The organism is Arcicella sp. GW822-FHT02H01, assembly GCF_058802005.1.
The window spans coordinates 1,257,292-1,284,126 of record NZ_JBXANT010000001.1 but is presented as its reverse complement, the minus strand read 5'-3'; the positions used below and the strand labels follow the sequence as shown (position 1 = coordinate 1,284,126).

The following is a 26,835-nucleotide window of genomic DNA, read 5'->3' as shown; positions in this document are numbered from 1 at the left end:
CTGGGGGATGAGGTTTTCCAACCGTGGTTTGTGGCACACAGAACACAAACAGCCCCTTCCAATTATTTAATAATTATCATGCAACTAAGACAGTCCATGAGTAATTTCGGACAAATCACTTTGTGTTCTGTGTGCCACAGACCACGATTTTTTTCAAAAACCTAACCACATAAAAAAACAACAATGGGAGTTCTACTAGGCGTAAACGGATTTAAAGACAAGCGCATTGTGTATTTTAGCAACGAGCTAAACCTGCCTTCTGTGGGCGATTTTGGCGATTGCTATTTTATCATCAATGACAACAACTCGTATCTGAAATACTGGAACGGAGCATTTTTTGCCAATGCCTCCGACCGTGAGGATGACATCAAGGCCGTCTCAGATTATTTCAGGGACTATTATGCAAAATTTGCCGACATCGATACCAGTAAGTACTTGGGCAGGTGCAGGGAAATCATGGTAATAGAAGACGAAAACAACGAAGGCGACACGGCAAAGTATTTTTTTGATGGCAGTGCATTAATAAGCAACCTGTCTAAAACGATTTTGAGTAGGATAGAAGCCTTGGAATATGTTCCTATCGTCATCTACTCGTTTATTAATAACGTCAACAATGTTGAGAAAGGCAGTACTGTCACCAGCATTACGTTTAGTTATACGTTCAACAAAAGTGTGAACGCCATCAACATCAACAATGGCATTGGCGTAGTAACGGGCAGTAGTATAACCAAGACCGTTAGCGTAACCACAAACACTACCTACACCCTCACAGTATCCGACGGTCGGAATGCCGTTACCACCAATAGTGCCGTCAGCTTTTTGAACAAAGCCTATTGGGGTACTAATGCCAATGCTACATTAACCAATGAGGAGGTATTAGGGCTAGCCAACAATACCTTGGCCACCACACGCAACCGCACCCTTACGCTGAATGGCAATGGCGAATACATCTATTATTGTTACCCAGCCAGCTTTGGCGATGCCAGTTTTAGCATCAGCGGTTTGGCAAGTACGGCTTGGACAAAATCTGTTCAGAATGTAACAAATTCGTTTGGGAATGTAGCGAGCTACAACGTTTACAGGACTAACAACATCCAAAACGGTACGGGTATTCAAATACAAATTAATTAAGTAGTTTATAGCATTTGTCCAGAGGACTGCTAATAGTCGTCACTCGCTTGAAGCGAGCGACTGCGTAGTATCTATCAATATTTAAAACTATCAGCTCATCACTTAAAGCTCATAGCTCAAAGCTCACACCTCATAACTAAAAAAAATGGCAAACAATACAGGAACATTAGTTACCGCAGCGGTAAGGCCGTTCTCTGAAGCAGACAAATTTCCGACGGCATACGGAAATGAGATATTAGGAGGCCTAAAGACCTGTCAATCAATCACCGAACGCAATACCATTCCTACGGAAAGACTTACTGTCGGTACACTAGTATACGTTGCAGATACAGACCTGCTATATTTCTGGAACGGGACAAGTTTTGATACAGGTAAAAAGTTAACCAAGAATGATTATGACGATACAGACAAAACATCTGTAAGCACCATCAATCAGTATATTACCTATCCGCTAACGATGGTTAATGGAAAATACATCAATTTTGCAGGGACAGGCGAAGCCACCTCGTCCAGCAGATGTTACACCACCATCATCAACGACGGAAGCAAGCATTTTATCACCTCCTCTATCGGCGGGTCGGCGATGAAGTTATTGTTTTTTTATGATACCAACAACAACCTTATCTCGACCCAGTATCAAGGAAATGATACAGGGGTAAACACATCGTTTACAGATTTGGAAATACAGTTTCCTAACAACTGTGCGTACTATAAAGTAAACGGTTTTGTGGCGTCTGGAGGCGTTATCTTGAAGAAAAAGCAGAATATGTTCTCTTATCTGGGTAATGTGTTATCGAGCAATATCGTACAAACACCGACAAGCGACATTGAGGGAAAATACCCTTGGAATAACGCCAGCATTCATGATGATGCGACCAAAAAATACGCTACCTACAATATTTTGCCAACCGACATTCTGAGGATTAGCACAGCCATCGGCGGGTCGGCGATGTGGGCGATAATCTATTTAAATTCGGCAAACCAAGTAGTAGGCTATGAAAATAGGGGACGAGATGGTTTTGTAGACTTTATTAATGATTATCAGCTTACGATACCCGTTCAGGCAACAAAAATGTACTTGAGTGGCGTTGTGGGGCAAAATTACAGTCTGACGAAATACACAGTCTTTACGAAGGCGGTATCGACGGCACAATTATCGACAGAGCAAGAACGGATTACGAAGCTAGAAAACGGCTCATCGAATTTATTATCTGGCAAAGTCTTTCTGCATTTCGGAACCTCGATTCCCGAGGGAGGCAGATACCCGACAGATGGGCCAGCATCTCTTGGTGGATTTGGAATTAATATGGCTGTGGGGAGTTCTACGGCACGGATTAGTCGAGCAGATGGTTCATACAACCAATTAGCATATCAGAATTTTATGTATTCCTTGGCGCGTAAAAAGTCGGAAATACAAACTTTAATCGATACTTGGGATACTATTAAAGGCTCTTTAAGTAATAATCCACCTGATGTTTTAACCGATGCCGAGAAGACAAAAATGCTATCGTGTAGCTATGAGCATAGGCTGTTACCTTACTTAGACGGTACCAAACCAATGCCCGATTTCTTCATCTTCGACCACGGGCGAAACGATGGTTATAGTAACGACCTAAGCGTTATTCCTGCACAACGTGACGACAGACGTTACTTTATCGGAGCGATGAATTATTTAATAGACTTGATTTTAAAATACAACAAATTCGCCCGTATAGCCTTTGTTGGGCATTATGAAAACGATTTGCTCACACCAGTTTCGCAGGCACAAGAGGTACTCGCCGATTATTGGGGATTTCCGTTACTGCGAATGTGGGAAAAGACAGGTTTTTCACAACAGATTGTGCAAGGTTCAAAATCTCTGTGGACACAAGAGCCTTGGAGCAATTACACAAACGGACAAAACACCACCCTCGATATGAACAGACAACGCATCTATCTACCCGACGGCATCCATCCCCATACGGAAGGAGCGGATAAGAATGCCTCGAAATTATTGACCAGGATTTATGCTAATTTTATTAAGGAGTTGGTGTAAGAACAATGGTAAATTCTATATTATCTTGTTGTATTCGTAGCGAGGGACTTAAGTCCCTCGCTACGAATACAACAAGGCTGGTGTCTTCACCAGACCTCATCCAGCAAAGTGAATAGCTATCACCTAACGCTCCACCATTTGTGCTCAAAGACAAGTACAAGCTTTGACAAAAAGATTTTTAATCCATTAAACATTCAGAGAACGTTTTTATCTAGCCCTTGCAGAACAAATCGAATAGCGTGATACTCATGTGCCTAAATGGTTACATGAGTTCTCTTTGTAGTAGTGCCTTTGCTTTTGTTGGATAAATTAAGAATCCTAACATTTAAGGTTCTTTCAATATCAGCGATGGTTTCAATGGTAAAATTATGCGTACCACTAAGCCACTTTGTTATTTCAGAAGGCTTACGACCAACTTTTTCAGCAAATTGTTTTTTACCTAAACCTTTTGCTTGCATAGCCTCAGCGATAATCACAGCGATTCGCATTTTACGGTCTGTACGAGCCTGTTGTTCAGGTGTAATTTCTGCTAATAATTCATCTAAGAGTGTCATGATATTGTTTCTTTAAAAATCGTCGTTGTCATCAAAAGTGAAATCACCTGTAAAATCGGTAAAATTATTATTCCATTTAATATCACCCTCTTGCATTGCCTGACTTAAGCGTTTAGATATATCTCTAAGTAAATAATTTTCACGTTTTAATTTGGGGTCGTCTTGTAAAGCTCTGACGTTTTTTACTCCACCACCTCCTAATACCAGCATTACAGTACCATAACGAATACAATACAATCTTAATTTACGCTTTGATTCATCAAAAAGAGCTTCGACACCGTCACCAAGTTTTCCTTCTGCTTTTTTGAAGAAGTATTCTTTAGCCCCTTCCTTATTAGCAATATTATTGATTCGTGTTAATATTTCTAAAAGTTCGTTGCGATGATTTTGGCTGTTTTCTTCCAAAAAATGTTCAAATAAATTTTTGTCATCATCATCAATAATGATGGAATAAACTTGGGTCTTTTGCCCGCTTAGCTTATCTAGTTTTACGAGTCTTAATTTCACTTATAACTAAAATTTATTAAAGATAGTTCAATCTTTATAAATACCAAATTATTATTAAAAATAACGGAGAACGTTTTTATCTAGCCCTTGCGGAACAAATCGAATAGCGTGACGTTAAGTTAAACTTCTTTCTATTAGCGGGTGACTTAAGTCACCCGCTAATAGAAAGAAGTTTAAGACAATATTTTACCCAAGGCTAGTGTCTTCACCAAACCTCATCCAGCAAAGTGAATTCTAATGCTCTTCCATTTGTCCTTCCGCAACAAATCGATTAGCTAGAGTATTAAATTAGCTTTTCTACATATATTGTGATAGTTTTTAAGATTTGAAGAAATAAAACATGAATTACTCTTTTGCTGCTGGTTGCTTTATTTTTCTAGCGTTTGTTGTTTATATAAACCTACAACATAACATTAAAAATGCTAAAACTTGGTTTAGTAGCTTTTTGATTTGTGTTGGTTTAGCATTAATAGAGCGGGATTTGTATGACAAATATCCAAATTTTGTGGCGTTAAGCGAATGTAGCCGTTTTTTAATCGCACCATGTTTATATTTTAGCATTGTATATTTTACACACCCTAAGTATCACTTTTCTAAGTACGATTTACTGCATTTTATCCCGTTTACGATATTTACTTTTTTCGCTGTTAGTTTTTTGATACAACATAAATATCCCATCATATCTCCACCCCAATTGAGCAGATACCTTGGTACAGCCGTATTACTTACATTAAGGCTACAAATAATCGTGTATTGGACGATGTCATTTGTCTTATTAAGAAGACACCAAAAGGATATTAGGTTATTTTCCTCTGAAGATACCTCGATAAATCTTAATTGGCTATTGAGGCTACTGTTTGTTATTTTGGCCGTCATCCTTATTGGAATGTTGAAATTCAAATCCTTTCTAGGGTTTGATTATTTACCTGTCTTTTACAGTGTTGCTTGTGGTGCAATTGCCTATTACATTTTACAACAAAAAGAAATCTATCCATTCCCTGATACAATAAAAACAGAGATTCAAGAAATAATTGAAAACAATCATTCAAAAAAGAATACGGTTCCACGGTTAAATGAGCAAGAGGCTGTCTTATTGAAATTGAAATTGGAGTCTATTATGGAAAGCGAAAAACCATACTTACAGAGTGATATTAACTTGTATCAACTGGCTGAAAAACTATCCATCTCCACCCACGATTTATCCTTTTTACTTAATGCTAGTCTTTCAATAAGTTTTAATAGTTTTATTAATAATTACAGAATAAATGAGGCCAAAAGACTTTTAATGTCTAATAAACACACGTTTTTAAGCATTGAAGGAATTGGCTATGAAGCTGGTTTTAGCTCAAAGTCCGCATTTTTTACTTGTTTCAAAAAAGTTGTTGGTTGTTCTCCTTTAGAATTCAAGAAAAATCAGGAAATAACCTAGCTTTTTAGTTCAATTGGATAATTCTGAACTTTTGGCTACGGCTTCACCGATAGATTTGTGTTTTGAAAATTAAAAATTTTGAAACTTTAAAATCTGAAAAAGAAATGAATTATTTTAAAAAAATTGGTCTAATTATCTTGACAGGATTAGTCTTCGTAAAAGTATTAAGTAGGTTATGCTACTTCGTTTTAAAGCCAATTCCCCTATTATTCCTAATTATTCCTAGTCTTATCATTTTGGTTTGTTATGTTGGATACTCATTGTGGTGGGTAAAAAGAGAAAAGGATTTTACGAAAATTTACAAAACCAACATCGCAATACTATGTGGCGCTATTGCTCTTGATTTGATTAGTTTCTGTTGGCAAAAATTTTTCCATTTTCAGTTTAATGTACCATTAGGAATGTTAGACCTGCCTTTTAACGAAATTGATGATGTTTCGTTGATGTGGGCATTTTTCGGAAGGTCATTCCCATTTATTGTAACCATTGGTTTATTGCAAATGACGGGTTCATTATTGCTACTTTTCTCAAAAACCAGAAGTTTGGGGATTTTTACGCTCTTGCCGATCATGTTAACTATTCTAAGTATCGATATTTTTTACCATTTAGACTTTGGGGTGCTTAGTCATGCCATCATGCACGTCCTTGCGTTGTTTTATCTGCTCTTTCAAGATTTTGAAAAATTAAGAGATTTCTTTTTTTCTCAGAACTGGAATACCTCTCATTTGCTTTCAACAAGCCCCATGATTAAAACATCGTTACGATTAATTATTTTATTTTCACCCTTGTTCTTGGTCTTATCGCGTCTTCCAAGAGATAAAAACCCTGAACTTACAGGGAAGTATCAGGTACAAAAATTAGCAATTAATGGTATTGATAAAAAAGCAAAATCAGTCTATGACAGTACCTTAACAAGGGTTTATTTTGACGTAGTCAATGATATTGTATTTGATTTCAACACCACCAATACTCGATTTATAGGTACTTATGAGTTGAAAGAAGGTAAAATTATCGCCAAATGGCATTATCCCCGAAAGGATATTCCTCCATTTATAGGCAATATAAAAATTGAAGAAAATCGTCGAATACTTTCGGGAGTAATGGGTAAAGATACTTTGGTGATAGTGTTGGAAAGATAAAACTTACTCATGGCATGACTCAGAATCATCTTGATAATAGACAGATTACTGTAAGTCGTGCCATGAGTTATTTTGACAACGCTCTTCCACTTGTTCTGAAAGACAAGTGGAAGTTTTGATAAAAAGGATTTTAATCCATTAAACGTTCAGAGAACGTTTTTATCATTCATTCGATTTGCCCTTGCGGAACAAATCGAATAGCATGTGTGAATACTAAGTTCACTAATAAAATAAAGAATGTACAATTTTAGTGCAAAACCAGCATTATTGTTTAGTATAATAAGCTTTCGCTTTAAGGCTGTTTACATAAGTGAGTGTATTCTTATCAATTGTAATTGTATCTGGTTGCGGGTTTGTAGTTAGTACTAATAATTTTGTTGAAGAAATTCTCTTAAATGATAATGTCTTAAAAGTAGAGCTTTCTAATTCAATTTTATTATACTTTAAATAACTATCAATTTTATTGTCGTCTTTAAAATCTAAATAATAGTACATATCCTTGTTATTAACAGGACTTTTAATAGCAAATCTTATCCAACTCGTACCAGTTAATTCATCTTTATCTGACACAACTTCTTCCTTTTTACAGGCAAATAATAAGATAATAGATAGTGAGGCAATTAGTGTTTTTTTCATTTTTGTAGTGTATTTATTTATTGTTAAGTTTTCGGTGATTGAATGTGCATATTCTACTGAATATGTCTTTATAGATGTAATTTATTTACTATAAACTTATCAAAAATACTTTATCGTCATGGTTTTTCAATAAGATAAGAATATTAATAAGTGATTTTTTATTAAGCGGTATGTGTCACAAGGACAAAACCTACTTAAGGACCCCCGTATGAGAATCAAAATACATATTAGCCTCTTTGAAATTTTCTTTTTTGTATTTATTCAAAAAGTCTTTACCTACAAATGTACTGGCAATTTTATTTAAAGGGATAATGAAAAGTTCTGACGGGTCAGATGCTACCCCTCCGATACCGATGATGATAAATACTTTTTGGTTTTTATTGCTTTCGTATTTTCTATACTTTTCTAACTGTCGCTCGGTACACCATTCTATGCCATTTTTATAGTAATCACTTCTGTATTTACATTCCACTGCAAAAGTTGTGTTAACATCGTGCCATTGAAAACGCATGGTAAAATCCGGATTTGAATTACTTTCAGGATACACGCCATTGACAGATTTATCACTTGTCCAATCAGCAAGCGTAAAATATTTTTTTGCAAATTTCTGTATTACATATCCCTCAAAATCATGCCCTTTTTGTAAATCACTTTGGGTGTCTTTATGCGGTTTTTCTTGTTGGGTGGGTGTTGGCTCATTGATTATTTTATGTGTTTCAGCCAAAGGAGTTTCTTTTTGATTGATAACTATAATCCCTACAATAATAGCCAATACGCCAATAATTATCAGTGTAATCCCTAATGTCATTTTATTTTTCATGGTTTAATGAATGATTTTATACTATGCCTACTAATATTAATGGCTGTTTGTGGTATCTTATCAAACTGAGAAGAGTGTCGGGATAGCTGCATTAGTGGCGAGTAGGCTCATTAGTAGCGATTCAATAGGGTGTTCTAAATTTCTTTGGAAAGTATGGTTGGTAGTATTGCCTAAGTTGAACTTTCTGATGTATAGCTGTGTGGTCATTTGTAGATTTTGATATAAAGTAAGATGTCGCAATTTCGCTAAAAACTTTAGAAAAAACAAAACAGTTTGCTTACCCTGCTACTATGTTCAGTATAATTGCGAACGCACTACGTTCGCAATTGAGTCCTTGTTGGTATTTTACTAATAACTTTTGTGTAAGCAGTAAGCAAGAAATAATTTAATGATTTACCTTAATACTCACTTGTATTATTTCGAATAGTTTTTGAAGGAGTATTTAATTAGGAATGTGAAGGATATGCCTTAAATAAAAAAAACTCCAAGCAAATGCTTGAAGTTTTTTTTAGTGGTCTCGTAGGGATTCGAACCCCAAACCTCCTGATCCGTAGTCAGGTGCTCTATCCAATTGAGCTACGAAACCATCTTGTGGTAATGTTTACCCGTTGTTTCGGACTGCAAAGGTAGTAGGTTATTTTTCTAATCCAAAACAAAAAAGACGAAAAAATTAAACTTTTTTGTAAGTTTCTGATTTTTAGGAAATTAAAATTGAAAGATTTTTGAGGCAATAAGCTGTAAGCTATAAGCAATGAGCTTTTTGTTATGCTTGCCTAAAGCTTATCGCCTACAGCCTAAAGTTTTACCCGCTGATTGAATACGCAGATTTACGCTAATTTATTAAAACTGAATACCAAAAAACTGATAGCTGACATCCGAAAGCCGAAAGCCGAATACCGATAGCTCACAGCTGATAGCTCAACTCTCACAGCTTAATATATCTTCTCCTTCTGCTCTTTTACTTTGGCATCTGTGATATAATCATCGAAGCTCATTAGTTTATCTAAATAGCCTTTTGGCCCTAGTTCTAAGATACGGTTGGCTACTGTTTGCGTAAGTTGGTGGTCATGACAAGTGAAAAGAATTGTACCTGTAAAATCTACCATACCGTTGTTTAATGCCGTGATAGACTCTAAGTCTAAGTGGTTGGTTGGCTCATCAAAGATGGCAACATTCGCACCCGAAAGCATCATTCTTGAGAACATACAACGCTGTTTTTCACCTCCTGAGATTACGGTACATTTCTTCAAGGCTTCATCGCCTGAGAACAACATCCTGCCCAAGAATCCGCGAATAAACGATTCATCTTTTTCAGCAGAATATTGGCGTAACCAGTCTACCAAATTTAACGAACCATCTTTGAAGTATTCAGCGTTATCGTTTGGTAAATAAGCCTGTGTAGTAGTTACCCCCCATTTATACGTTCCTGAGTCGGCAACACGTTCGCCCATCAATACGTCGAATAAGGCACTTACTGCCAAAGAATCACGTGAGAGTACTGCCAGTTTATCACCCTTGGTCAATGTGAACGACACATCTTTGAATAAATAACCACCTTCTTGGTTTTTCACGGTTAGCCCTTCAACCGAAAGCAACTGGTCGCCCGCTTCGCGTTCTGGTTTGAAGTTGATAAATGGATAACGTCTTGACGATGGCTTGATGTCATCAACCTGCAATTTATCCAACATTTTCTGACGAGAAGTAGCCTGTTTCGATTTGGCAACGTTGGCCGAGAAACGACGGATAAATTCTTCTAATTCTTTACGCTTCTCATCAGTCTTCTTGTTCTGGTCAGCACGCTGACGAGCCGCCAATTGTGATGATTCGTACCAGAACGTATATGTACCACCGTATAGTTGGATTTTTCCGAAATCTAAATCGGCTATGTGTGTACAAACGTTATCCAAGAAGTGACGGTCGTGAGAAACGACAATGACCGTATTTTTGAAGTTTGTCAAGAAGTTTTCCAACCACAAGATAGACTCGATGTCTAAGTTGTTGGTAGGTTCATCCAATAACAAAATATCTGGCGAACCAAACAACGCCTGTGCCAAAAGTACCTTTACTTTCTCAGAACCAGATACATCTTTTAGCAAAGTATAGTGCAAATCTTCTTTAATGCCTAGTCCACTTAACAACGAAGCCGCCTCTGATTCAGCTTCCCAACCGTTCATTTCGGCAAATTCAGCCTCTAAATCAGCCGCACGGTTTCCATCTTCTTCGGTAAAATCTTCTTTTAGGTAAATAGCATCTTTCTCGATCATGATATCGTACAGACGTTTGTTACCCATGATAACGGCTTGTAAAACAGGCACTTCTTCGTATTCAAAGTGGTTCTGTTTCAACATCGACATACGTTCGCCTGGGTTCATGGTTACTGAGCCAGTCTGCGAGTCGATTTCACCTGATAAAATCTTTAAAAACGTAGATTTTCCTGCACCATTGGCCCCGATAAGACCATAGCAGTTGCCTTCTACAAATTTGATATTTACTTCTTCAAAAAGTACCCGTTTACCAAAACGGAGTGATACATTTGATACGTTTAGCATTATTGTAAGTATTATTGCTGGATATAGACACCGACTAAAAAAATCGTTTTGTCATCTGTTTTTAGGTTGATTATGAAGGTTTTGCTCCGTTTTTCTTATCAAAAAATCAATAATCAACAGCTTTGTATAAAAAATCATACAAAATTACGACAATGTGCTGAATTGACACGATAAAAAGCTGATATTCAAAAATTATTCTTGATGCTTGGTTGTAATCCCGTGGTTTGTGGCACACAAAACACCCGCTAGTCGTAGGTTTTCCTAAGACTCCAAATGACGAAGAGCGTCACGCTCGCATTTATTGATGAATGGGATGTCTGACACGATGACTACCTAGGTTGTGCTGTCTTTAATTTGGCTGAGTATTATTACTTGAGCGAGACGCTCTTTAGTGTTTGGAATCGTAGGAGAACCTACGATTAGAGGAGCCGATGCCTTCTAAGAATGCAATACACACTGACGTAGTGAAAACACTACGCCAAGCGAGGGTATTTAATAATAAAGGCCGAAAGATAAAGCCACAGCTTTAAATTCGCAATTTGCAAATCGTGAATTTATTGTTGACTACTCACTCCTGTAGAATATTGAACGTTATCACTAGCGAGGGACTTAAGTCCCTCGCTAGTGATAAATAATTGTAAGGCAGTATTTTGTAATAAAAATATAACCATTCAATCCCTAACTCACTAAACAAAAAAAGACCCCACAAAGTGAAGCCTTTTTAAATACGAATCAAAAACCCGTTAGGGATAAAAATGATAATATTTAATGGTTAAGTGATTTTGTAATCTAAATTCTGTTTATACAATGACTAGGAAATGACAACGCCAAAACTAAAGCTTACATCTCATCGCTCAAAGCTTATAATGCACTTCTGATAAAGCACGCAATACTGCCGCACTTTTTTCAGCGGTGATGTCTCTTTGTGGATTGGCTAACATTTCGTAGCCTACCATGAATTTTTTGACCGTTGCAGAACGCAAAAGCGGAGGATAAAATACAAAATGCCAATGCCATTCGTCATGCGCTTCGCCATCGGTTGGGGCTTGGTGTACACCAGCCGAGTAGGGGAAGGAGGTCTCAAAAAGATTGTCGTAACGTACAGTCAACCTTTTGTAGGCATTTGCAAAAGCGTCTCTTTCAGCACCAGTCATGTCCGAGATTCTTGCCATTTTACGCTTCGGTACAATCATGGTCTCAAACGGCCAAACTGCCCAATAAGGCACTAATGCCACAAAATGTTCGTTTTCAAATAATACTCTTTCTTGTTTTACTAACTCTTTTTCCAGATAGTCTGCTAGCAAAGAGCGTTGATTTTTCTGCCAATATTTCAGTTGTGAGATTTGCTTTTTCATGGGTTCATCTGGAATCGACGACGATGCCCAGATTTGTCCATGTGGGTGTGGGTTCGAACAGCCCATTACAAAACCTTTATTCTCGAAAATCTGAACGTAGTTAATAAAGTCTTTTCCGCCAAGGGTTAGGTATTCATCTACCCATGCATCCACTACTTTTCTGATAGCCGTTTCTTCCATTTCTGGAACGGTAAGGTCGTGGCGAGGGGAGAAACAAATTACTCTGCCCAATCCTCTTTCGGTCTCTGCTCTGAACAATTCGTCTTCTTCAAAACTATGCGGAGGGGTGTCTTCTAACAAAGCCGCAAAGTCGTTATTGAAAATATAAACGTCTTGATAATCAGGGTTTACTTCGCCATTCATCCGTGTGTTTGTCGGACACAGATAGCAGGTTTCGTCATACGCGGGACGGTCGTCGCCAGCTACTTTTTCTACCTGCCCTTGCCACGGACGTTTGGCACGATGCGGCGATACTAATACCCAACTGTCTGTCAGTGGGTTATATCTTTTATGTGGATGTTCTTCAAAAATTGAGTTCATATTTATGCTTTGAGCTTTTTTGCTTTCGGATGTCGGCTTTCGGGTATCGTTTTTTTTATCTGCGTAAATCAGCGGATTAAATCTCTGTAAATCTGCGGGTAAAAGCTTTTTAAAATCTAGTTTCAATTGTTTTTTTACCCGCAGATTTTCGCTGATTTGATTCGCTGATTTTGGAGATTTTTATAATTTTATAATCCAAAAATCTTCAATCTTGTATTTTAATCTTATATTCTAAAGTCTTCTAGTCTTTAGTCTTGTGTCTAAAATTGTTTTTTTACCCGCAGATTTTCGCTGATTTGATTCGCTGATTTTGGAGATTTTTTTATAATTCTATAATCCAAAAATCTTCAATCTTATATCCTAAAGTCCTTTAGTCTAGTGTCTAACGTCTTACCTCTAAATCACTTCCGTTCCATTTGTCAAAGCCACCTCGTAAGTCACTAAATCTTTTTGGTATTTAGACTGATACGCTCTTTTGATTCTTTGTAAAAATGCTGCTACATTACTTTTCTCAACGATGTTTACAGTACAACCACCAAAGCCTCCTCCCATCATTCTTGAACCTACTACGGCACTCTCCTCACGGGTTTCGTCCACCAAAAAATCTAGTTCTTCGCACGATACTGCATAATTATGTTGCAGACCGTCATGCGTTTCATACATTTTTTTGCCGAAAGTCGCCAAATCGTTTTGTTCCAAGGCTTCGCACGCCACTACTACGCGGTCTATTTCGCCCACCACATATACACAACGTTTATACACATTTTCAGAAAGACTATCTTTGGCATTTTCTACCATCGTAAGCGTCAGGTCTCTAAAGCTTTTTACGGCTGGATAAATACCTCCTAAAATCCTAAGCCCTTCTTCACATTCCAATCTACGGGTATTGTATTCCGAGTCACCCAAAGAGTGTTTAACCCCAGAATTGCAAAGAATAATGGTATGGTTTGGCAATGACAACGGAAAATGTTGGTAATCAAGACTTCTACAATCCAATCGAATTACCGCATCTTTTTTGCCAAACATCGAAGCAAACTGATCCATGATACCACAGTTTACGCCTACAAAATTGTTTTCGGCAGCCTTCCCGATTTTTACCATTTGCATAGTTGCTAAACCTAAACCATAGATTTCGTTCAAGGCAAAAGCCAAGCCCGTTTCTACCGCAGCCGACGACGATACGCCAGCCCCCAAAGGAATATCTCCACCAAAAACTAAATCAAAACCCTTGATAGTCTGTCCCGCTTTTTGGATTTCATCCACCACGCCAATTAAATAATTCGCCCAACTGTTAGTAGACTTTTGAATATCGCTGATGCTGAAAGAATCGCTACTTTCTAAATCGTAGGCATATACATTACAGGTGTTATCCTGACGAGGAGCAATGGCAAAATAAATGGCTTTATTGATAGCAGCAGGCAACACAAAACCATCATTATAATCGGTATGTTCGCCGATAAGATTGATGCGTCCTGGCGCACGAACCACTAGGGAAGCTTGTTTTGAAAATTGTTCTTGAAATTTGGCAATAATATTTTCTGGGTACATCTCTGAGCGTAAAATTAAATTTTAAATCAAAGGACGATATTTTTTAGAAATACTCATTGCCATCATCTACGCTAGGCAATGAAATTAATTGAAAAAGTACCATAAAACCCATTGAAAAGGCATTACAAACATTTGCGCAAATTTTGCACAAACCTCAAAAATCTTCCTAATTTTACAAATCCAATCTCAAAGATGTATCATGCAGAAAAGTCAGGTTACTATTAAACATATCGCACAAGAATTAGGCATTGCTATTTCTACGGTGTCGAGGGCATTGCAGAATCATCCAAGGATTGGGCTTAAAACCAAAGAGCAGGTTTTTGAAGTAGCCAAACGGCTAAACTATGTGCCAAATCCAGCGGCAATATTATTAAGGAAAAACAAAACCTATACCGTCGGCGTAGTTTTCCCGCATTTGCAAGAAGAGTTTTTTTCGCAAGCCATTACAGGTATAGAGGATGTTATTAGCGAAAAAGGATATAACGTAGTAATCAGCCAGTCGAGGGATAAATTAGCACGCGAAAACAGGGCTATAAAGTCGTTTATCAGTAGTAGGGTAGATGGCGTAATAGCCTCCATTTCAGCCGAGACTACCCAATATTACTCTTTCAGGGAGCTAGAAAATTATGGTATCCCTTTGGTGTTTTTTGATAGAGTACCCAAAGATGTGGCTGTCAACAAAGTGAGGGGGAACATCCTTGAAGCCGCCTTTGAGGCTACCTCTTTTTTAGCCAACAAAGGCATCACCAAGATTGCCATTTTGAATGGTCCATCGAATCTGGAGATTTCAAATGAACGCTTAGAGGGTTATTGGAAAGCTCTAAAATCGTTAGGATTGCCCATCGTTCAGCATTACATTAAATCGACAGATTTGAGCAAAGAAGATACCTTCAAGAAAATGGAAGAGTTGATGGCTTTGCAAGAAAAGCCCGAAGCGGTTTTATGTTTCAACGACTACGTAGCCCTGTATGCCATGCAAAGCTGTCGGCAAAATGGCATTGTACCCAATAGCGATATTCACTTTGTAAGTTTTGCCAATTTGCCCATTACGGCATATTTAGATAACCCACCGCTGGCATCAGTAGAGCAATTTGCTTACAAAATGGGCGAACAGGCTGCCTTGTTGCTTTTAAAGATAATAGATGCCAAACCCGCCGAAAAACTAATGCCTGAGGAGATTATTATTGATACTGAGTTGGTGGTGCATTAGGGGCTTTCGGGTTTCGGTCGTCGGGTGTCGGCTTTTGGTCTTCGGCTTTCGGATTTCAGCTAGGCAGTCACTTGTCAAAGACGAGCGACTGCGGGTGGATAAAAAATAAAGTTCAGACAACCACCAAGAGAGCGTAATCCCGAAGGGATAACAGGATTATAGAAAAACAACCATGTTTTTTAAACGAAACCCCGACGGGGTGACATAAACGCAGAATTACAATTTGTTTCCTGATTCAAAGTTCGCCCAGAGGGCTTCTGCGGATAGTCGTCACTCGTCAATACGAGCGACTGCGGGAGCAAGGTTACCTTTTGCTTTATTATGCTTACAGAGGGCAACCGCAAGGGATTGCCCCTACGAGTTTAGGGCATTAGTCTTCGGCTTACGGTATGCTATTTTTAAAGCGTTTTAGCTATCTCCTCGTAATTTGGTGGAGTATATAACTTTACACCCTTGATGTTCTTAAAGTCTTTAGTATTATTTGTGAAAATTTCGATTTCATATTGTATCGCAACACTTGCTATTAACAAATCGCCAATTTTGGTAAAGTATCTTTGCGAAAGCTCAACCGCCAAAGTTGAAGTCTTTCTGTCAATGTGAATCGTAGGGAATTTATCAATTGAGGCAAAAATGATTTTATACTTCTTCTCACCTAAATGAGACCTGTATGCACGAACCCAGTTAAATAATTCGATTTTAGTAATTGATGTAATAACAATTCTTTCATTACCGATGTAGTCAAAAGCTTTGATATATTCCTCTTTATTTGATAACCTTCTGCTTAATACTCCTGTGTCAACTATAATCAATCGCATGGTTTTAAGTTAGGCACATCGCTTAATAAACTCGCAACCTCAGCAAAAGGGTCTTTAGATTTCTGCTGTGCAGTTTCAACAATAATAGTTTTACCATTATCGAGTTTAACTCTTTTTTGAAGTTTTTCAGATTTTTGTTTTGCGACTACCATAGTTTTAAACTTTTACTATGTAAATATACTTAATGTTGATTAATTTAAGGATGAAGTGTTAATTTTTATTGTTAATAACTATGGCTATTGGATTTCTGGTTTTCGCAGTCGCTTGGCTTTAGCCAAGCGACTGTACATGCCTATCGCCCAAATCCGAAACCCGAAGACCAACATCCGACAGCCAAAAACTATCACCATTTCCGAAGCACAAACTGCGTAGGTTTTTGTCGTGATAACATCAGCAGAATACTTTCGTACGTAAGAGCCTCTAACAATTTGGTAGCCCTATAGGCAGAAATATTCACCAGTTTAGCATATTCCTTAGCCGTAATTTTGGTGTTCTTTTTCAGGTAAGTAATTAAATACTTTACGTTGGGTTGTTCCAAGATTTGCTTGTTGATGTCCTTGTCCCCAGCCTTTATCATTACTTGGGTCATCTCCTTCGTTACGGGCGTAGTCTCATCATTTGCCCGAACATATACCGTGCGGTGTTCGTGTTCGTCTATGGCTTCATGCGGTTTATTGACAGCCTCAGTAATATTCACAATCATAATATTGTGTTTGTCTTCCACCTTTACCGATGAATAAACAATATCAATAGGAGGGACTACTAGCTCGCTAGCCGCATAGATTACTTTCGTCATTTCTTCTACTTCCGAACAGCCTTTTATCGACTTATCGTCGTTTACACCAATAATCAACTGTCCGCCAGAAGTATTGGCAAAGGCTGCCAAGGTGCGTGCTATTTTATAAGGACTATCAATTCTACTTTTAAATTCTAATGTGGTAGATTCTTTTTGTTTAAGGATTTCAAATAATTGTTTTTCTGTCATTCGTTTCGCTTATGAGTAAATAATGAACAATTTCGGTAATTTTGGATTATACTTTATATGTTATCAACAATATTTTGAAAACACAAGATTCCGACATTCCTTTAAAGGCTTATCTATACCTCCTGTTGGGCGTTTTTTGTATCGCTTGGTCTGCTATTTTTGTCAAAATGGCCGATGCCCCAGCCCTTACTTCTGGTTTTTATCGTTACTTTTTTTGCTTTATTGGTCTGGTGCCAATTTGGCTATACAAAGGCATCAAAATTCCAGATGCGAACACTGCCCTTTTAATCACTATAGCAGGCTTTTTGTTTGTAGCCGATATGAGTCTCTGGAATCTCTCTATCCTCCGCACTTCTGCGTCGGTGTCAACCCTGTTAGCCAACAATGCCTCGGTATTTGTTGGTTTAGGAACATTGCTTTTCTTCAAACAAAAATTACCTAAAATCTATTGGCTTGGGCTGGCAGTGGCTATGGTAGGGGTTTTTCTGGTAGCGGGCAAAGATATTTTGCAAAATCCAAGTGTGGGTTTCGGGCATTTTATGGCTATAGGTGCCGCTGTATTTTATGCAGGGTATATGCTCATTACCCAACGTATCAGAGGGAAGGTCGATACCGTTAATTTTATGGCATGGTCGCTAATAGCCTGTTTGATTTTCTCATTTCTTACCTGTTGGCAACAGGATTTAGAGATGACACATTTCAATCAAACTACATGGATAGCCTTTGTGGGTTCGGGTTTAATCTGCCATTTGGCTGGTTGGCTTTCTATAAACTATGCCTTGGGATTTATCCCAGCCGCCATCGTGTCGCCCACCTTACTAATTCAGCCAGTACTTACGTCGATTATCTCTTTTTTCCTGTTGGGCGAAATCCTAAGAACCGAACAAATTATTGGCGGACTGGTTGTGTTATGTGGTATTTATTTGGTTAATAAAAAGAGCTGACTTTGTAGCCTTTGTATCAATAAATGAATCATCCTTTTGGTAAGTTCATCTTCATTTTCTAAGAAACGTTGGTACTCATCCAAGGTAAAATGCCCAGCAATTACACCTTCCAGATAATGCTTGAACTTCATGTCTTTTCTGATTGTCTGGTCGATATATAGCAGCTTGTCTTTATCAGCTAATTTAAAGAATCCACCTTTGCGTTGATGACTATATTGTATAAAAATCTGAACCAATAAGTCGTTCTGTAATTTCAGGATAGGTCTTAATACCTCATTTTGAAATTTTTCTACTTCACTATTTGCCTCAACTTCAAATGTAATAATGGGTCTTAACTTTAGTAATTCTGGCTCTCTATACATATATTAATTTTATTACTTAACCTTTTCAAAGAAGGCAAAGGTTTATTTTCTATGGCTTTTTACTCGTGGAGGTATTGCCTATCAGGTACTTTTAAGTAAACAGTATTGATTTGAAAATGTTTTAATCCCATCGCTTAGTATATTGCGTTGCACATCAAGAAGAGTAAAATAAGCTAAAGGAAGGTAAAATAGAAGAAATGATTTAATTTTTCGCCTTTGTTGGAGTTATCTCCATAACCGTCAGGCTAAGAGTTGATAATGTCTTTTGTGTAAGGTTTGTATAGTTTTGGCTGAATCTTTTTTTTCTCTTTTTTAGCTCTTATCCATAATTCTTCAAAAATACATTTCAACCATTTCTTCAGTCCTGACATTTGTTTTCGGAGATAGCCCCACAATACATTTAAGTTTTTTTTACAATTTTGTAAGCTTTCCATTCGCTAAGTTCAAAGTCTATCTTCTCTTCAATGAAATCATTAAAAAGGGTTTGAATATATCCACTTAATAGAATAGAGATTAGCTTTCCATAGAGGTAGCATTCAAATCGAGCAATGCTCATTTTTCCTATTTTATTAATTTCAAAAACACTCTTCCAAATTTTAAAAAGTAGCTCAATTTGCCATCTAAGCCTATAAAAAGGATATATCTGTTTTGTTTTCAGTAATTCCTGTGGTGCATTTGTGATAAAAATATTATAATACGCCAATTCCTTTTTGAAATCAGAGTTTTCATAGAGCCTTTTCTTATTTTTTGACTGGTATTTCTCTTTACTTTCATACTTCTTTAGACGTTTTTGAGCAATCTCTTCTGGTATTTTTTGTAAATGTAAACGCACTTTGAGTTTATCCTTAGCACTACCTAAATATACCTCTTTATCAAAATCATCTCCTTGTATTTGATTGAAAACATCAGCCCAATCTAATGCTACATATTCTCCTTGAATATCTTTGGTATAGAGACAGGTTCCTACTTTGTATCTACTAATAAAGAAGCCTCCTTTTTGAGCAATGCTTGTAAAATGAGCTAATTTGTAATAGCCTAAGTCCATTAGATGTAAATCGTTAGCAGAAACATCTATACCTTTTTGATTCAACCAATCGGTATCTGTTTCTCTCCCATTGCGAAAATCTAACTTAAGTATCTTACCACTTAATAAATCAAAATCGTGTTGGATTTTAATAACACTACCTGTGGTATCTCCCGCATTGCCTTGATAGTAAGTTGCTAAATCAGGAGGCAATTGAAAACTTGTAGCATCTCGTAAAATAATACGTTTAAACCCACTAGCAAAATGTTCTTTATTCCTTGAAGCTGACAAAATCGTTTCAAAAACCATTTCAAAGCACTTTCGCATAAGGCTAACTCCATGAATATTAAAACGCTCATCTAGAGATTGCTTAGTCAGTTTAACTCCAAAAATCTTAAATAATGCTGTCCCTAAATCATTTAGACTATCCATTTTACCATTATTGACCAAACAAGTATTCAATTGTAAAAACATCCAAGCACTTAAACGTGATGTACTTCTTTCTATAAATTTCACTTCCCTGCCTAATCGCTCAATACTTTCTGCTTCAAAAAAATTACATAAATCCCTGAAACAAGTTGATGATAAGTCTATATCATTGAAATCATGTTTTTTCATTCAGCAAAGATAATATTTTTTACTTAGCCTGACGGCTATGGAGTTATCTCCAATAACTAGTGCGACAGCAACACTAGAATAAAGATAAAACACAAATTATTAAGCTGGTGCATTGCTGTCGCCGCCCTTGTTGGAGATAATTCCAACAAGGGGGGAATGACACCCATGAGACCATTCAATTTTCTGCCATGAAAAAAACAATAGTTATTCTTTTACTATCTTACTTTTTTTGTCAGGGGCAATTAGATAAGAGCAGAGATTTTGAAAGTTTTGATGGGAATTTTTCAAATAAATCAAATTTTTGTGAGGCGTTGCTTAAAAGTTTTACTAGTGATTTCCAAGGTGTAAAGGTTATTGATTTTAAGACAATAGAAAAATTATCCCCAGTTTCTATTAAAGGTATTGGAATAGTAGAAGTTTATCAAATTAATTTATCTGATAAACTTCCCTCAGTTATTCCTAAAAGATGCCATATTATTACCAATAAAAATAAAGCATCCCTATTATGGATAGAAACCTTGCAAATGATTAAGGTAAAGAAGACTGACAAAGAAGGTTTTATAGGAGGGCTACACAAGGTAAAAAGTAGAGGATATTTCATTATATACAAGGCTGATACTAAAGAGTTAACGCCCATTTTAGATACTTCCTCAGATAGATTTTGCTCTGACGGAATACCCATCTACAACAATAGTACAGACTGCATAAGTTATTCTCCATTTTTATTTCGATTATCTCAAGAAGATATTAATAAAGATGGATTGTTAGACATTTGCTTTACAGGGCAAATAAATCAATATTGTGAAGGCTTAGAGTATGGATTAGGCAGAAATGATATTTTACCCAAGAAACGAGAGAGCGTTAAAATAGTATTTTTAATAGATAAGGTAAATCAAAATTCTTGGTATTTAAAAAGCGATTTAATATGTAAAAAACTAAAAAAATCCTCAATTTGAGAGCAGTGTCTAGTGTTAGGTTATTTCGCCTTTTTGCAATGTAACATTGCAGTACACCCTGACGTAGTGAAAAACACTACGCCAAGCGAGGGAAAGTAGGTTGTCTAGTTTCAATATCTCGCTTGGCGTTTATTTCAAACATTAGCGTATGAAGGTATTCTAACACTGGTCGTAGGTTCTCCTAAGACCCAAAAGGAAAAAGAGCGTCACGCTCGCATTATAGCAATTATTGGTATTATTATCACCATAAACAGCAGATAACTTATCATCAAAACTGCTTCAAATAAGAAAGCTTCGCTATCAAATGTAGCTCATGCTGACGTGCCAGTTCGTTTGTCGTGATTCTGGTTAGCCCATCGTTTGATAATTGGGTACGGTAGTCGTTGAAACCACGCTGATTGAACACCAAATACAAGAATGACAACGGTTGGTATTCCCATGAAAAACGGATATTCCAGACATCAAAATCATTCGTAGAATTGTGCTGGTAAAACCCAATTAATTGTACCCGAGGGTTCAAGGCAAAACGCCCAGAAAGGGTATATAATTGAGTACTCCCAGAAGCCTTTTCTGTCCCCAAATTGCTATAACTATTGTTGGTAAAGCGCGCTTCCATAGAAATATGCGGAATCGGGGCAAATCTAAATGTTGAGGAAAAAGTAGTTAATGAACCATCGTAATATTTACCAATTTCCACATTTCCCGAGATTGATACTTTTTTAGAACCATCCGTTTCTCCAAATATCATGTAGCGATTGTACCTAAATTTCCCGCTTGGAATAGCTACTTTAAAAAACGACAGCGTATCGCTTCCATCGCTATAGTCAATCAACTGATAAAAGTGGTTGCTGAAAAGCCCGATACCTCCGCCATTTTGGAAGGTAAACCATACAGGGTTAGTACTCCATTGTTCTTCAACCAATTTGCCTGTCGTGGCCGAATAATAATTCAAGTAATATCCGCCTGGTTCAAATGCCCTGATAAAACTAGGCAGCCATTTCCCCCGATTCAGCCAGTAAAAACCTGCCGAATTTTCAACCACATCTGGACGAGCCACAAAACCCATCTCAGGGTTAAAGGCCTTGTTGTTAATGTTTTGCGTAAGCCAATATATCCACGATATGCCCTTGTGTACCAATTGATAATGCCCTGCCAACCCTGTTTGACTTTCGTGACTAGATTTAGACAGCATCGCCATCGTATTCACGTTGGTACTTTCGTTGATACGGAAGAAACCATCGGCCGAGGCCGTGATATTGGCATGGTCACTATCGTTTTTCAAAGTAGCAATACCCCCAATTCTATTTTGTTTGCCTATATTTTGCGAGTACCTCCCAACGACAAAATCCGTAGCAGAATAGGCATCATTCCCTTTCTGGCGAACATACATAAAACCCGTATTGCTTTTGGTAGAACGGTTTACCAACCTAGCACCTACCTCAATCGGCACAGGATTTCCATCATTATCTAACCCTATTCTTCTACTGAAAAAGGGCTGGATACGTTGCTGACCGCCATAAAACTCTTCAATAGGGCTAAGTCCCGCAGCAAAAAGAGAGGCATTTTCTAAGAAAAACTGTCGGCGTTCTGGAAAGAAAACCGAAAGCCTAGATAAATTATTTACCTGTCGGTCGGCATCGGCTTGGGCAAAATCCGTATTATAGGTCAAATCCAGTACGGTGTTGGGCGTAATGGCCCATTTTATTTCACCACCCAATTTTACTTTAGAGCCATTGCTTTGGTCATAAAACTCCGAGCCATTGTATCTATCTTCCGAAATCAATAAATAGGGTTGGAATCTGATATTAGGTTTAGGAGGCGGAGGCAATATTCCAGACAGTTTTCCTGCATACTGCATCCTAGCAGGCGAAAACGCACGTGGCAGAGCTGACCAAATGGTTTGCTCGTTACTCATGCGTCGCATTCTAAAAAAGTTAATACCCCATGTATTCGCTTCAGTGGTACGCTGATAGCGTAAAGTTTGCCAAGGTATCGCAAACTCAGCAATCCACGCGGTATCATTTCGGGAAGTACGCACACGCCAAAGCCCGTCCCAGTCGTCGTCAAACACTTGATCGTCGAATGCCAGCAAGTCTTTTTGCGAACCATACGGATTGGTCATAAAAATCATTGCATTGCGTTCGTCATTAAACCCATCAATAGAAATACCTACTTGGTCGCTTCGACCAAAAGTAAAGTCACGCTGAAGGTTAGTCACACGTAATGCCTGTTTGCCCAGAGGCTCGTGCAGGATAGCCGCGACATATAAATAATCAGCATTGTACACAAGCTTGAAAACAGACTTTTGCGAAGCTGGTTGTTTCTGAAGAGGTTCTACTTGAACAAAGTCTGTGATAGATTGAGCATTTTTCCAGACAGATTCGTCTAGTTTGCCATCAACCTTGATAGGATAATTGATAAATGTAGCCTGAGTTTGTTTTTTGATAGAATCAGGTAAGAAAATATCTTGGGCTTTTAGGAAGCAACTACCCCAAAAAAATAGTAATAAAGCGTAAAAATAGCGCATAAAAATGATTGAAAATAAAGAGGTTCGTAATTTTCTAGTAAAGGTGTAAGGTACACAAAAATTAGGGACACAGCAAAGCCACGTCCCTATACCCCTTAACCAAATTAATTATTATCTTACTTATAAAAAGTATCTTTTTGAGAAGAATATTGCAATAAAACTCCGCAAGAAAAACGTTTTTATAGCGTTTCTATACGGAGTTTTTTAAACTTTTCTACTATTTATAATGGGTTGATGAATTGTAATTCAAAAATTACATCCTGCAATTAAGTTGAAATTATGGTATAAATTTAGATAAATTCGCCAAAAAACTCCAAATATTCGACCAATAACGTGAAAAAAGGAAGATTCAGCATAGCAATATTGTGATACTGTTTATCGAAAAGAATATCTTTTTACTAATTTTTTGTATAAATTTGATAAACCATCTTCTCAATCAATATCTAAAAACCGTGCAGACAACAGCTTCATTACCCCATAGAACCGCTTTTTTTACGGATCTTTCCGGAAGAGGAGTCCTTAGCCATCGTTGGGCTTATCATTCTCTTTTCTGGATAGTGCTGAGTTTATACAATATTTTGTATTTCGGCTTTTTGATGAACAACTATACTCAGGCTATTTTTGAGTATTCCATGAAGTTTCCGTTTTATTTTATATTGGTCTATGGTAATATATATTATCTGATTCCTCGATTTCTATTAACAGGTAAATACGTCCAATATTTTGTGTTTTTGGTGCTAGCAACCCTTGTGTCGGTGGCTATTATCCAGACGCTCATCAACCATTTGATACTGATTAATTACTGTCCAGTGGGCTATCGCCCCAATGCTTTATTCGACCCTAAGCCTACTGCCAAAAGAATGTTTGATACGTTTTCTGTGTTGGGAGTTACTAGCGGTATTAAATTGACGAAAGACTGGATTGATAATCAGGAAAAAATAAAGGAGTTGGAAGGGCAAAGTGTAAAAAATGAATTAGAGTTTTTGAAGTCACAGATACAACCGCATTTCTTTTTTAATACGTTAAACAATTTGTATTCGCTTACGATTAAAAAATCTGATTTAGCCCCAGAGGTAGTAGTAAAACTATCGGGATTGATGAGCTATATGTTGTATGAGTCTGACAGCCATGAAACAACTCTCAAAAAAGAAATAGAGCATATCCAGAATTATCTGGACTTAGAAAGTCTACGTTTCGGCAAACGCCTGAACCTTGAGTTTGAAATAGAGGGCAGTACCGAACAGCGAAAACTACCACCATTGTTGTTATTACCGTTTATCGAGAACGCCTTTAAACACGGTACGTCACACGAAACAGGGATTTTAGATTTAAAAATAACGCTAAAAATCATCAACGGAAAATTGCTTTTTGTCGTAGTAAATCCAAGGTTTGATAATAACACTAATCGAAAAAAACACAAAGGATTAGGACTTAAGAATGTTCAGCGACGATTGGCCCTGCTTTATGGGAATAATTACGAACTGAATATACAGCCTACTGAAAATCAATATGTTATTTCTTTGTTTATTCCTTTGAAGTAAGACATATCGGTAAAGGTAAGTCAAGTTTTCATTCAAAAAATATGAAACTAAAACCGTGGACTGTGGCACACAGAACACAACCAGCATTCAACTCCTTTCTATTAACGGGTGACTTAAGTCACCCGTTAATAGAAAGTGATTTTTAGGGTTATATTATCAAAAGAAGGTTTGCAAAAGTTTAGCACATTACATAAGAGGTTTTTTGCAGAATAATATTTGGGGATATTTTTATTTGAGATGACCACTTCGCTTCACAAAATATGAAATTAAAAACGCTAATAGTAGATGACGAGCCACTGGCTTTGGATGTCTTAGAAACATTTATCGAACGCATAGATAGCCTTGAACTAGTGGGGCGTTGTGAAAATGGTATTCAAGCATTTAATTACCTCAAAAAAGGTGATATAGATTTACTTTTTCTGGATATTGAAATGCCTACTTTAGACGGGATGGAGCTATTAAAAAGCCTTCAAAATCCCCCTAAGGTAATTATTACTACCGCCTATCGGGATTATGCCGTTGAAAGTTTTGAGCTTAGTGTGGTCGATTATTTACTAAAACCTATTCCTTTTCAGCGTTTTGTAAAAGCTGTCAATAAAGTAGTTCCTCAGGAAAACGAAGGTAGTCAGCCAGTCACGACGAGCAATCCTCAGACTAATGTCAGCGAACGTCCCGAGGCTATGTTTATTAAAGTAGACAAACGCATTGTAAAGATTAATTTTGCCGATATTCTATTTATAGAGTCGCTGAAAGACTATATTAGGATTCATACATTGGCAGGAACATTTGTAACCTATCAAACCATGAATGGGATAGGGGATATTTTACCTGTCGAGCAATTTGCTCGCATCCATAAGTCATTTATTGTATCTATTTCAAAGGTGACATCTATCGAAGCAGGCGATTTAATCGTTTGTGGCAAAAGCCTACCTGTTGGCAGAAGCTTTAGAGATGGTATTTTGGAGAAAATTTATAAAACAGGGGTTTTGGCGGTGAAGTAGAAGATTTGAGCTGTGAGCTATAAGCAATGAGCTTTTTTGTGTTTGGCTAAAATAGGCTCACATCTGGTCTTAGGCTCTCCTACGACTCTAAAGATAAAGCGTCACGTTCGAAATCTTATAAATAAATGCTCATTCTTATCCCTATCGAGGGACTTAAGTCCCTCGATAGGGATAAGAGCCTAGAACTTAACAACCTTGAAACTCTTTTGAAGCCTTATTAGTATTAACTCCAACAAGGGCTTAAGCCTTCAAGTCAAGACATCCTAAAATCCACATCTGGTCGTAGGCTCTCCTACGACCTCAAAGATAAAAGAGCGTCACGCTCGAATACTTAACAATCTTCTTAAACAATTTCGAGCGAGACGCTCTTCCGTGTTTTGGGTCTTAGGAGAACCTAAGACCAGTAAAGGAGGTTAGGGGTAATATCCAAGTCCCCAATATGTATAAACCGAAAATGATATAATATTTATTAATATATATTTGGATGCATCATCAATATTTAATGACAATTTAAAGGTCTTTTTAAACAAGACAGCAAATAAAAATATTAGTAAATTTGACAATGAACTTAAAAATATTATTCCCTAAAACATTACACCAGTATAATCG

Annotated in this window: 24 protein-coding genes and 1 tRNA gene; 9 read left to right on the top strand and 16 right to left on the bottom strand. The window is 37.3% G+C overall.

Translation table 11 applies throughout. From position 1 onward, the window contains the following. Positions 1 to 183: 183 nt before the first annotated feature. A complete protein-coding gene (locus AC1RNE_RS05550) occupies positions 184 to 1,131 on the top strand; it encodes a hypothetical protein (protein ID WP_492800030.1) in 948 nt (315 codons plus the stop codon). 145 nt (positions 1,132 to 1,276) lie between these two features. Beyond that, entirely contained in the window at positions 1,277 to 3,166 is a 1,890-nt protein-coding gene (locus tag AC1RNE_RS05545) for a hypothetical protein (protein WP_492800029.1), read from the top strand. A gap of 254 nt (positions 3,167 to 3,420) precedes the next feature. Here AC1RNE_RS05545 and AC1RNE_RS05540 read toward each other — a convergent pair whose 3' ends face one another. The 3 genes from AC1RNE_RS05540 to AC1RNE_RS05530 form a co-directional block, all read right to left on the bottom strand. Then, positions 3,421 to 3,720 carry a helix-turn-helix domain-containing protein gene (locus tag AC1RNE_RS05540; protein WP_492800028.1) on the bottom strand — a complete coding sequence of 100 codons (300 nt, stop codon included), beginning with the start codon at positions 3,718 to 3,720 and terminating at the stop codon, positions 3,421 to 3,423. 12 nt (positions 3,721 to 3,732) lie between these two features. Next, positions 3,733 to 4,227, bottom strand: coding sequence for a hypothetical protein (locus AC1RNE_RS05535; RefSeq protein WP_492800027.1), 495 nt, complete (start codon positions 4,225 to 4,227; stop codon positions 3,733 to 3,735). A 585-nt stretch (positions 4,228 to 4,812) separates the two neighbouring features. After that, on the bottom strand, positions 4,813 to 5,103 hold the full coding sequence (locus AC1RNE_RS05530; RefSeq protein WP_492800026.1) for a hypothetical protein: 291 nt from the start codon (positions 5,101 to 5,103) through the stop codon (positions 4,813 to 4,815). 10 nt (positions 5,104 to 5,113) lie between these two features. On the opposite strand from AC1RNE_RS05530, the gene AC1RNE_RS05525 reads away from it, so the two are divergent. After that, on the top strand, positions 5,114 to 5,656 hold the full coding sequence (locus AC1RNE_RS05525) for a helix-turn-helix domain-containing protein (RefSeq protein ID WP_492800025.1): 543 nt from the start codon (positions 5,114 to 5,116) through the stop codon (positions 5,654 to 5,656). A 104-nt stretch (positions 5,657 to 5,760) separates the two neighbouring features. After that, positions 5,761 to 6,795: a hypothetical protein gene (locus AC1RNE_RS05520; protein ID WP_492800024.1), complete on the top strand. Its 1,035-nt coding sequence runs from the start codon at positions 5,761 to 5,763 to the stop codon at positions 6,793 to 6,795. 264 nt (positions 6,796 to 7,059) lie between these two features. Here the strand turns inward: AC1RNE_RS05520 and AC1RNE_RS05515 are convergent, their stop codons facing one another. The 7 genes from AC1RNE_RS05515 to AC1RNE_RS05485 form a co-directional block, all read right to left on the bottom strand. Continuing rightward, on the bottom strand, positions 7,060 to 7,431 hold the full coding sequence (locus AC1RNE_RS05515; RefSeq protein ID WP_492800023.1) for a hypothetical protein: 372 nt from the start codon (positions 7,429 to 7,431) through the stop codon (positions 7,060 to 7,062). A 190-nt stretch (positions 7,432 to 7,621) separates the two neighbouring features. After that, the gene (locus tag AC1RNE_RS05510) at positions 7,622 to 8,251 is read right to left on the bottom strand and encodes a hypothetical protein (protein ID WP_492800022.1); all 630 of its coding nucleotides are present in this window, start codon (positions 8,249 to 8,251) and stop codon (positions 7,622 to 7,624) included. Between the two features lie 60 nt (positions 8,252 to 8,311). After that, positions 8,312 to 8,458, bottom strand: a complete 147-nt coding sequence (locus AC1RNE_RS05505) for a hypothetical protein (RefSeq protein WP_492800021.1) — start codon at positions 8,456 to 8,458, stop codon at positions 8,312 to 8,314. A 305-nt stretch (positions 8,459 to 8,763) separates the two neighbouring features. After that, positions 8,764 to 8,837 (bottom strand) — tRNA-Arg (locus AC1RNE_RS05500). 346 nt (positions 8,838 to 9,183) lie between these two features. Continuing rightward, positions 9,184 to 10,800: an ABC-F family ATP-binding cassette domain-containing protein gene (locus tag AC1RNE_RS05495; protein WP_492800020.1), complete on the bottom strand. Its 1,617-nt coding sequence runs from the start codon at positions 10,798 to 10,800 to the stop codon at positions 9,184 to 9,186. Positions 10,801 to 11,654: 854 nt separating this feature from the next. Further along, on the bottom strand, positions 11,655 to 12,821 hold the full coding sequence (locus AC1RNE_RS05490; protein WP_492800019.1) for a UDP-glucose--hexose-1-phosphate uridylyltransferase: 1,167 nt from the start codon (positions 12,819 to 12,821) through the stop codon (positions 11,655 to 11,657). A gap of 270 nt (positions 12,822 to 13,091) precedes the next feature. Further along, complete coding sequence (locus AC1RNE_RS05485) at positions 13,092 to 14,243, bottom strand: galactokinase (RefSeq protein ID WP_492800018.1); 1,152 nt, start codon at positions 14,241 to 14,243, stop codon at positions 13,092 to 13,094. A gap of 199 nt (positions 14,244 to 14,442) precedes the next feature. On the opposite strand from AC1RNE_RS05485, the gene AC1RNE_RS05480 reads away from it, so the two are divergent. Beyond that, entirely contained in the window at positions 14,443 to 15,453 is a 1,011-nt protein-coding gene (locus AC1RNE_RS05480; RefSeq protein WP_492800017.1) for a LacI family DNA-binding transcriptional regulator, read from the top strand. A 398-nt stretch (positions 15,454 to 15,851) separates the two neighbouring features. On the opposite strand, the gene AC1RNE_RS05475 is transcribed toward AC1RNE_RS05480, so the two are convergent. From AC1RNE_RS05475 to AC1RNE_RS05465, 3 genes are all read right to left on the bottom strand, one after another. Further along, the gene (locus tag AC1RNE_RS05475; protein ID WP_323253694.1) at positions 15,852 to 16,268 is read right to left on the bottom strand and encodes a type II toxin-antitoxin system VapC family toxin; all 417 of its coding nucleotides are present in this window, start codon (positions 16,266 to 16,268) and stop codon (positions 15,852 to 15,854) included. Then, positions 16,259 to 16,420, bottom strand: coding sequence for a hypothetical protein (locus tag AC1RNE_RS05470; RefSeq protein ID WP_492800016.1), 162 nt, complete (start codon positions 16,418 to 16,420; stop codon positions 16,259 to 16,261). Before AC1RNE_RS05470 ends, AC1RNE_RS05475 begins: the two co-directional genes overlap by 10 nt. A gap of 191 nt (positions 16,421 to 16,611) precedes the next feature. After that, positions 16,612 to 17,253: an AlbA family DNA-binding domain-containing protein gene (locus AC1RNE_RS05465; RefSeq protein ID WP_492800015.1), complete on the bottom strand. Its 642-nt coding sequence runs from the start codon at positions 17,251 to 17,253 to the stop codon at positions 16,612 to 16,614. A 74-nt stretch (positions 17,254 to 17,327) separates the two neighbouring features. Between AC1RNE_RS05465 and AC1RNE_RS05460 the strand changes: the two genes are divergently transcribed. Then, on the top strand, positions 17,328 to 18,197 hold the full coding sequence (locus tag AC1RNE_RS05460) for a DMT family transporter (protein ID WP_492800014.1): 870 nt from the start codon (positions 17,328 to 17,330) through the stop codon (positions 18,195 to 18,197). Here AC1RNE_RS05460 and AC1RNE_RS05455 read toward each other — a convergent pair. After that, a complete protein-coding gene (locus tag AC1RNE_RS05455) occupies positions 18,173 to 18,559 on the bottom strand; it encodes a glyoxalase (protein WP_492800013.1) in 387 nt (128 codons plus the stop codon). The two genes, AC1RNE_RS05460 and AC1RNE_RS05455, sit on opposite strands and share 25 nt — an antisense overlap. Before the next feature lie 400 nt (positions 18,560 to 18,959). Beyond that, on the bottom strand, positions 18,960 to 20,201 hold the full coding sequence (locus tag AC1RNE_RS05450) for an IS4 family transposase (protein WP_492800012.1): 1,242 nt from the start codon (positions 20,199 to 20,201) through the stop codon (positions 18,960 to 18,962). Between the two features lie 188 nt (positions 20,202 to 20,389). Here AC1RNE_RS05450 and AC1RNE_RS05445 point away from each other — a divergent pair, with 188 nt between their 5' ends. Beyond that, on the top strand, positions 20,390 to 21,157 hold the full coding sequence (locus tag AC1RNE_RS05445; RefSeq protein WP_492800011.1) for a hypothetical protein: 768 nt from the start codon (positions 20,390 to 20,392) through the stop codon (positions 21,155 to 21,157). A 268-nt stretch (positions 21,158 to 21,425) separates the two neighbouring features. Here the strand turns inward: AC1RNE_RS05445 and AC1RNE_RS05440 are convergent, their stop codons facing one another. Continuing rightward, entirely contained in the window at positions 21,426 to 23,684 is a 2,259-nt protein-coding gene (locus AC1RNE_RS05440) for a carbohydrate binding family 9 domain-containing protein (RefSeq protein ID WP_492800010.1), read from the bottom strand. A gap of 452 nt (positions 23,685 to 24,136) precedes the next feature. Between AC1RNE_RS05440 and AC1RNE_RS05435 the strand changes: the two genes are divergently transcribed. Together AC1RNE_RS05435 and AC1RNE_RS05430 are read left to right on the top strand one after the other, a co-directional pair. Continuing rightward, entirely contained in the window at positions 24,137 to 25,225 is a 1,089-nt protein-coding gene (locus tag AC1RNE_RS05435; RefSeq protein WP_492800009.1) for a sensor histidine kinase, read from the top strand. Positions 25,226 to 25,485: 260 nt separating this feature from the next. Then, a complete protein-coding gene (locus AC1RNE_RS05430) occupies positions 25,486 to 26,226 on the top strand; it encodes a LytR/AlgR family response regulator transcription factor (RefSeq protein WP_492800008.1) in 741 nt (246 codons plus the stop codon). Positions 26,227 to 26,835: the final 609 nt, after the last annotated feature.

Bases quoted from the DNA above. Each gene is read 5' to 3' on its own strand.
- AC1RNE_RS05550 (WP_492800030.1), top strand. From the start codon at position 184: ATGGGAGTTCTACTAGGCGTAAACGGATTTAAAGACAAGCGCATTGTG.
- AC1RNE_RS05545 (WP_492800029.1), top strand. From the start codon at position 1,277: ATGGCAAACAATACAGGAACATTAGTTACCGCAGCGGTAAGGCCGTTC.
- AC1RNE_RS05540 (WP_492800028.1), bottom strand. From the start codon at position 3,720: ATGACACTCTTAGATGAATTATTAGCAGAAATTACACCTGAACAACAG.
- AC1RNE_RS05530 (WP_492800026.1), bottom strand. From the start codon at position 5,103: ATGACGGCCAAAATAACAAACAGTAGCCTCAATAGCCAATTAAGATTT.
- AC1RNE_RS05525 (WP_492800025.1), top strand. From the start codon at position 5,114: ATGTTGAAATTCAAATCCTTTCTAGGGTTTGATTATTTACCTGTCTTT.
- AC1RNE_RS05520 (WP_492800024.1), top strand. From the start codon at position 5,761: ATGAATTATTTTAAAAAAATTGGTCTAATTATCTTGACAGGATTAGTC.
- AC1RNE_RS05515 (WP_492800023.1), bottom strand. From the start codon at position 7,431: ATGAAAAAAACACTAATTGCCTCACTATCTATTATCTTATTATTTGCC.
- AC1RNE_RS05510 (WP_492800022.1), bottom strand. From the start codon at position 8,251: ATGAAAAATAAAATGACATTAGGGATTACACTGATAATTATTGGCGTA.
- AC1RNE_RS05505 (WP_492800021.1), bottom strand. From the start codon at position 8,458: ATGACCACACAGCTATACATCAGAAAGTTCAACTTAGGCAATACTACC.
- AC1RNE_RS05495 (WP_492800020.1), bottom strand. From the start codon at position 10,800: ATGCTAAACGTATCAAATGTATCACTCCGTTTTGGTAAACGGGTACTT.
- AC1RNE_RS05485 (WP_492800018.1), bottom strand. From the start codon at position 14,243: ATGTACCCAGAAAATATTATTGCCAAATTTCAAGAACAATTTTCAAAA.
- AC1RNE_RS05480 (WP_492800017.1), top strand. From the start codon at position 14,443: ATGCAGAAAAGTCAGGTTACTATTAAACATATCGCACAAGAATTAGGC.
- AC1RNE_RS05475 (WP_323253694.1), bottom strand. From the start codon at position 16,268: ATGCGATTGATTATAGTTGACACAGGAGTATTAAGCAGAAGGTTATCA.
- AC1RNE_RS05470 (WP_492800016.1), bottom strand. From the start codon at position 16,420: ATGGTAGTCGCAAAACAAAAATCTGAAAAACTTCAAAAAAGAGTTAAA.
- AC1RNE_RS05465 (WP_492800015.1), bottom strand. From the start codon at position 17,253: ATGACAGAAAAACAATTATTTGAAATCCTTAAACAAAAAGAATCTACC.
- AC1RNE_RS05455 (WP_492800013.1), bottom strand. From the start codon at position 18,559: ATGTATAGAGAGCCAGAATTACTAAAGTTAAGACCCATTATTACATTT.
- AC1RNE_RS05450 (WP_492800012.1), bottom strand. From the start codon at position 20,201: ATGAAAAAACATGATTTCAATGATATAGACTTATCATCAACTTGTTTC.
- AC1RNE_RS05445 (WP_492800011.1), top strand. From the start codon at position 20,390: ATGAAAAAAACAATAGTTATTCTTTTACTATCTTACTTTTTTTGTCAG.
- AC1RNE_RS05440 (WP_492800010.1), bottom strand. From the start codon at position 23,684: ATGCGCTATTTTTACGCTTTATTACTATTTTTTTGGGGTAGTTGCTTC.
- AC1RNE_RS05430 (WP_492800008.1), top strand. From the start codon at position 25,486: ATGAAATTAAAAACGCTAATAGTAGATGACGAGCCACTGGCTTTGGAT.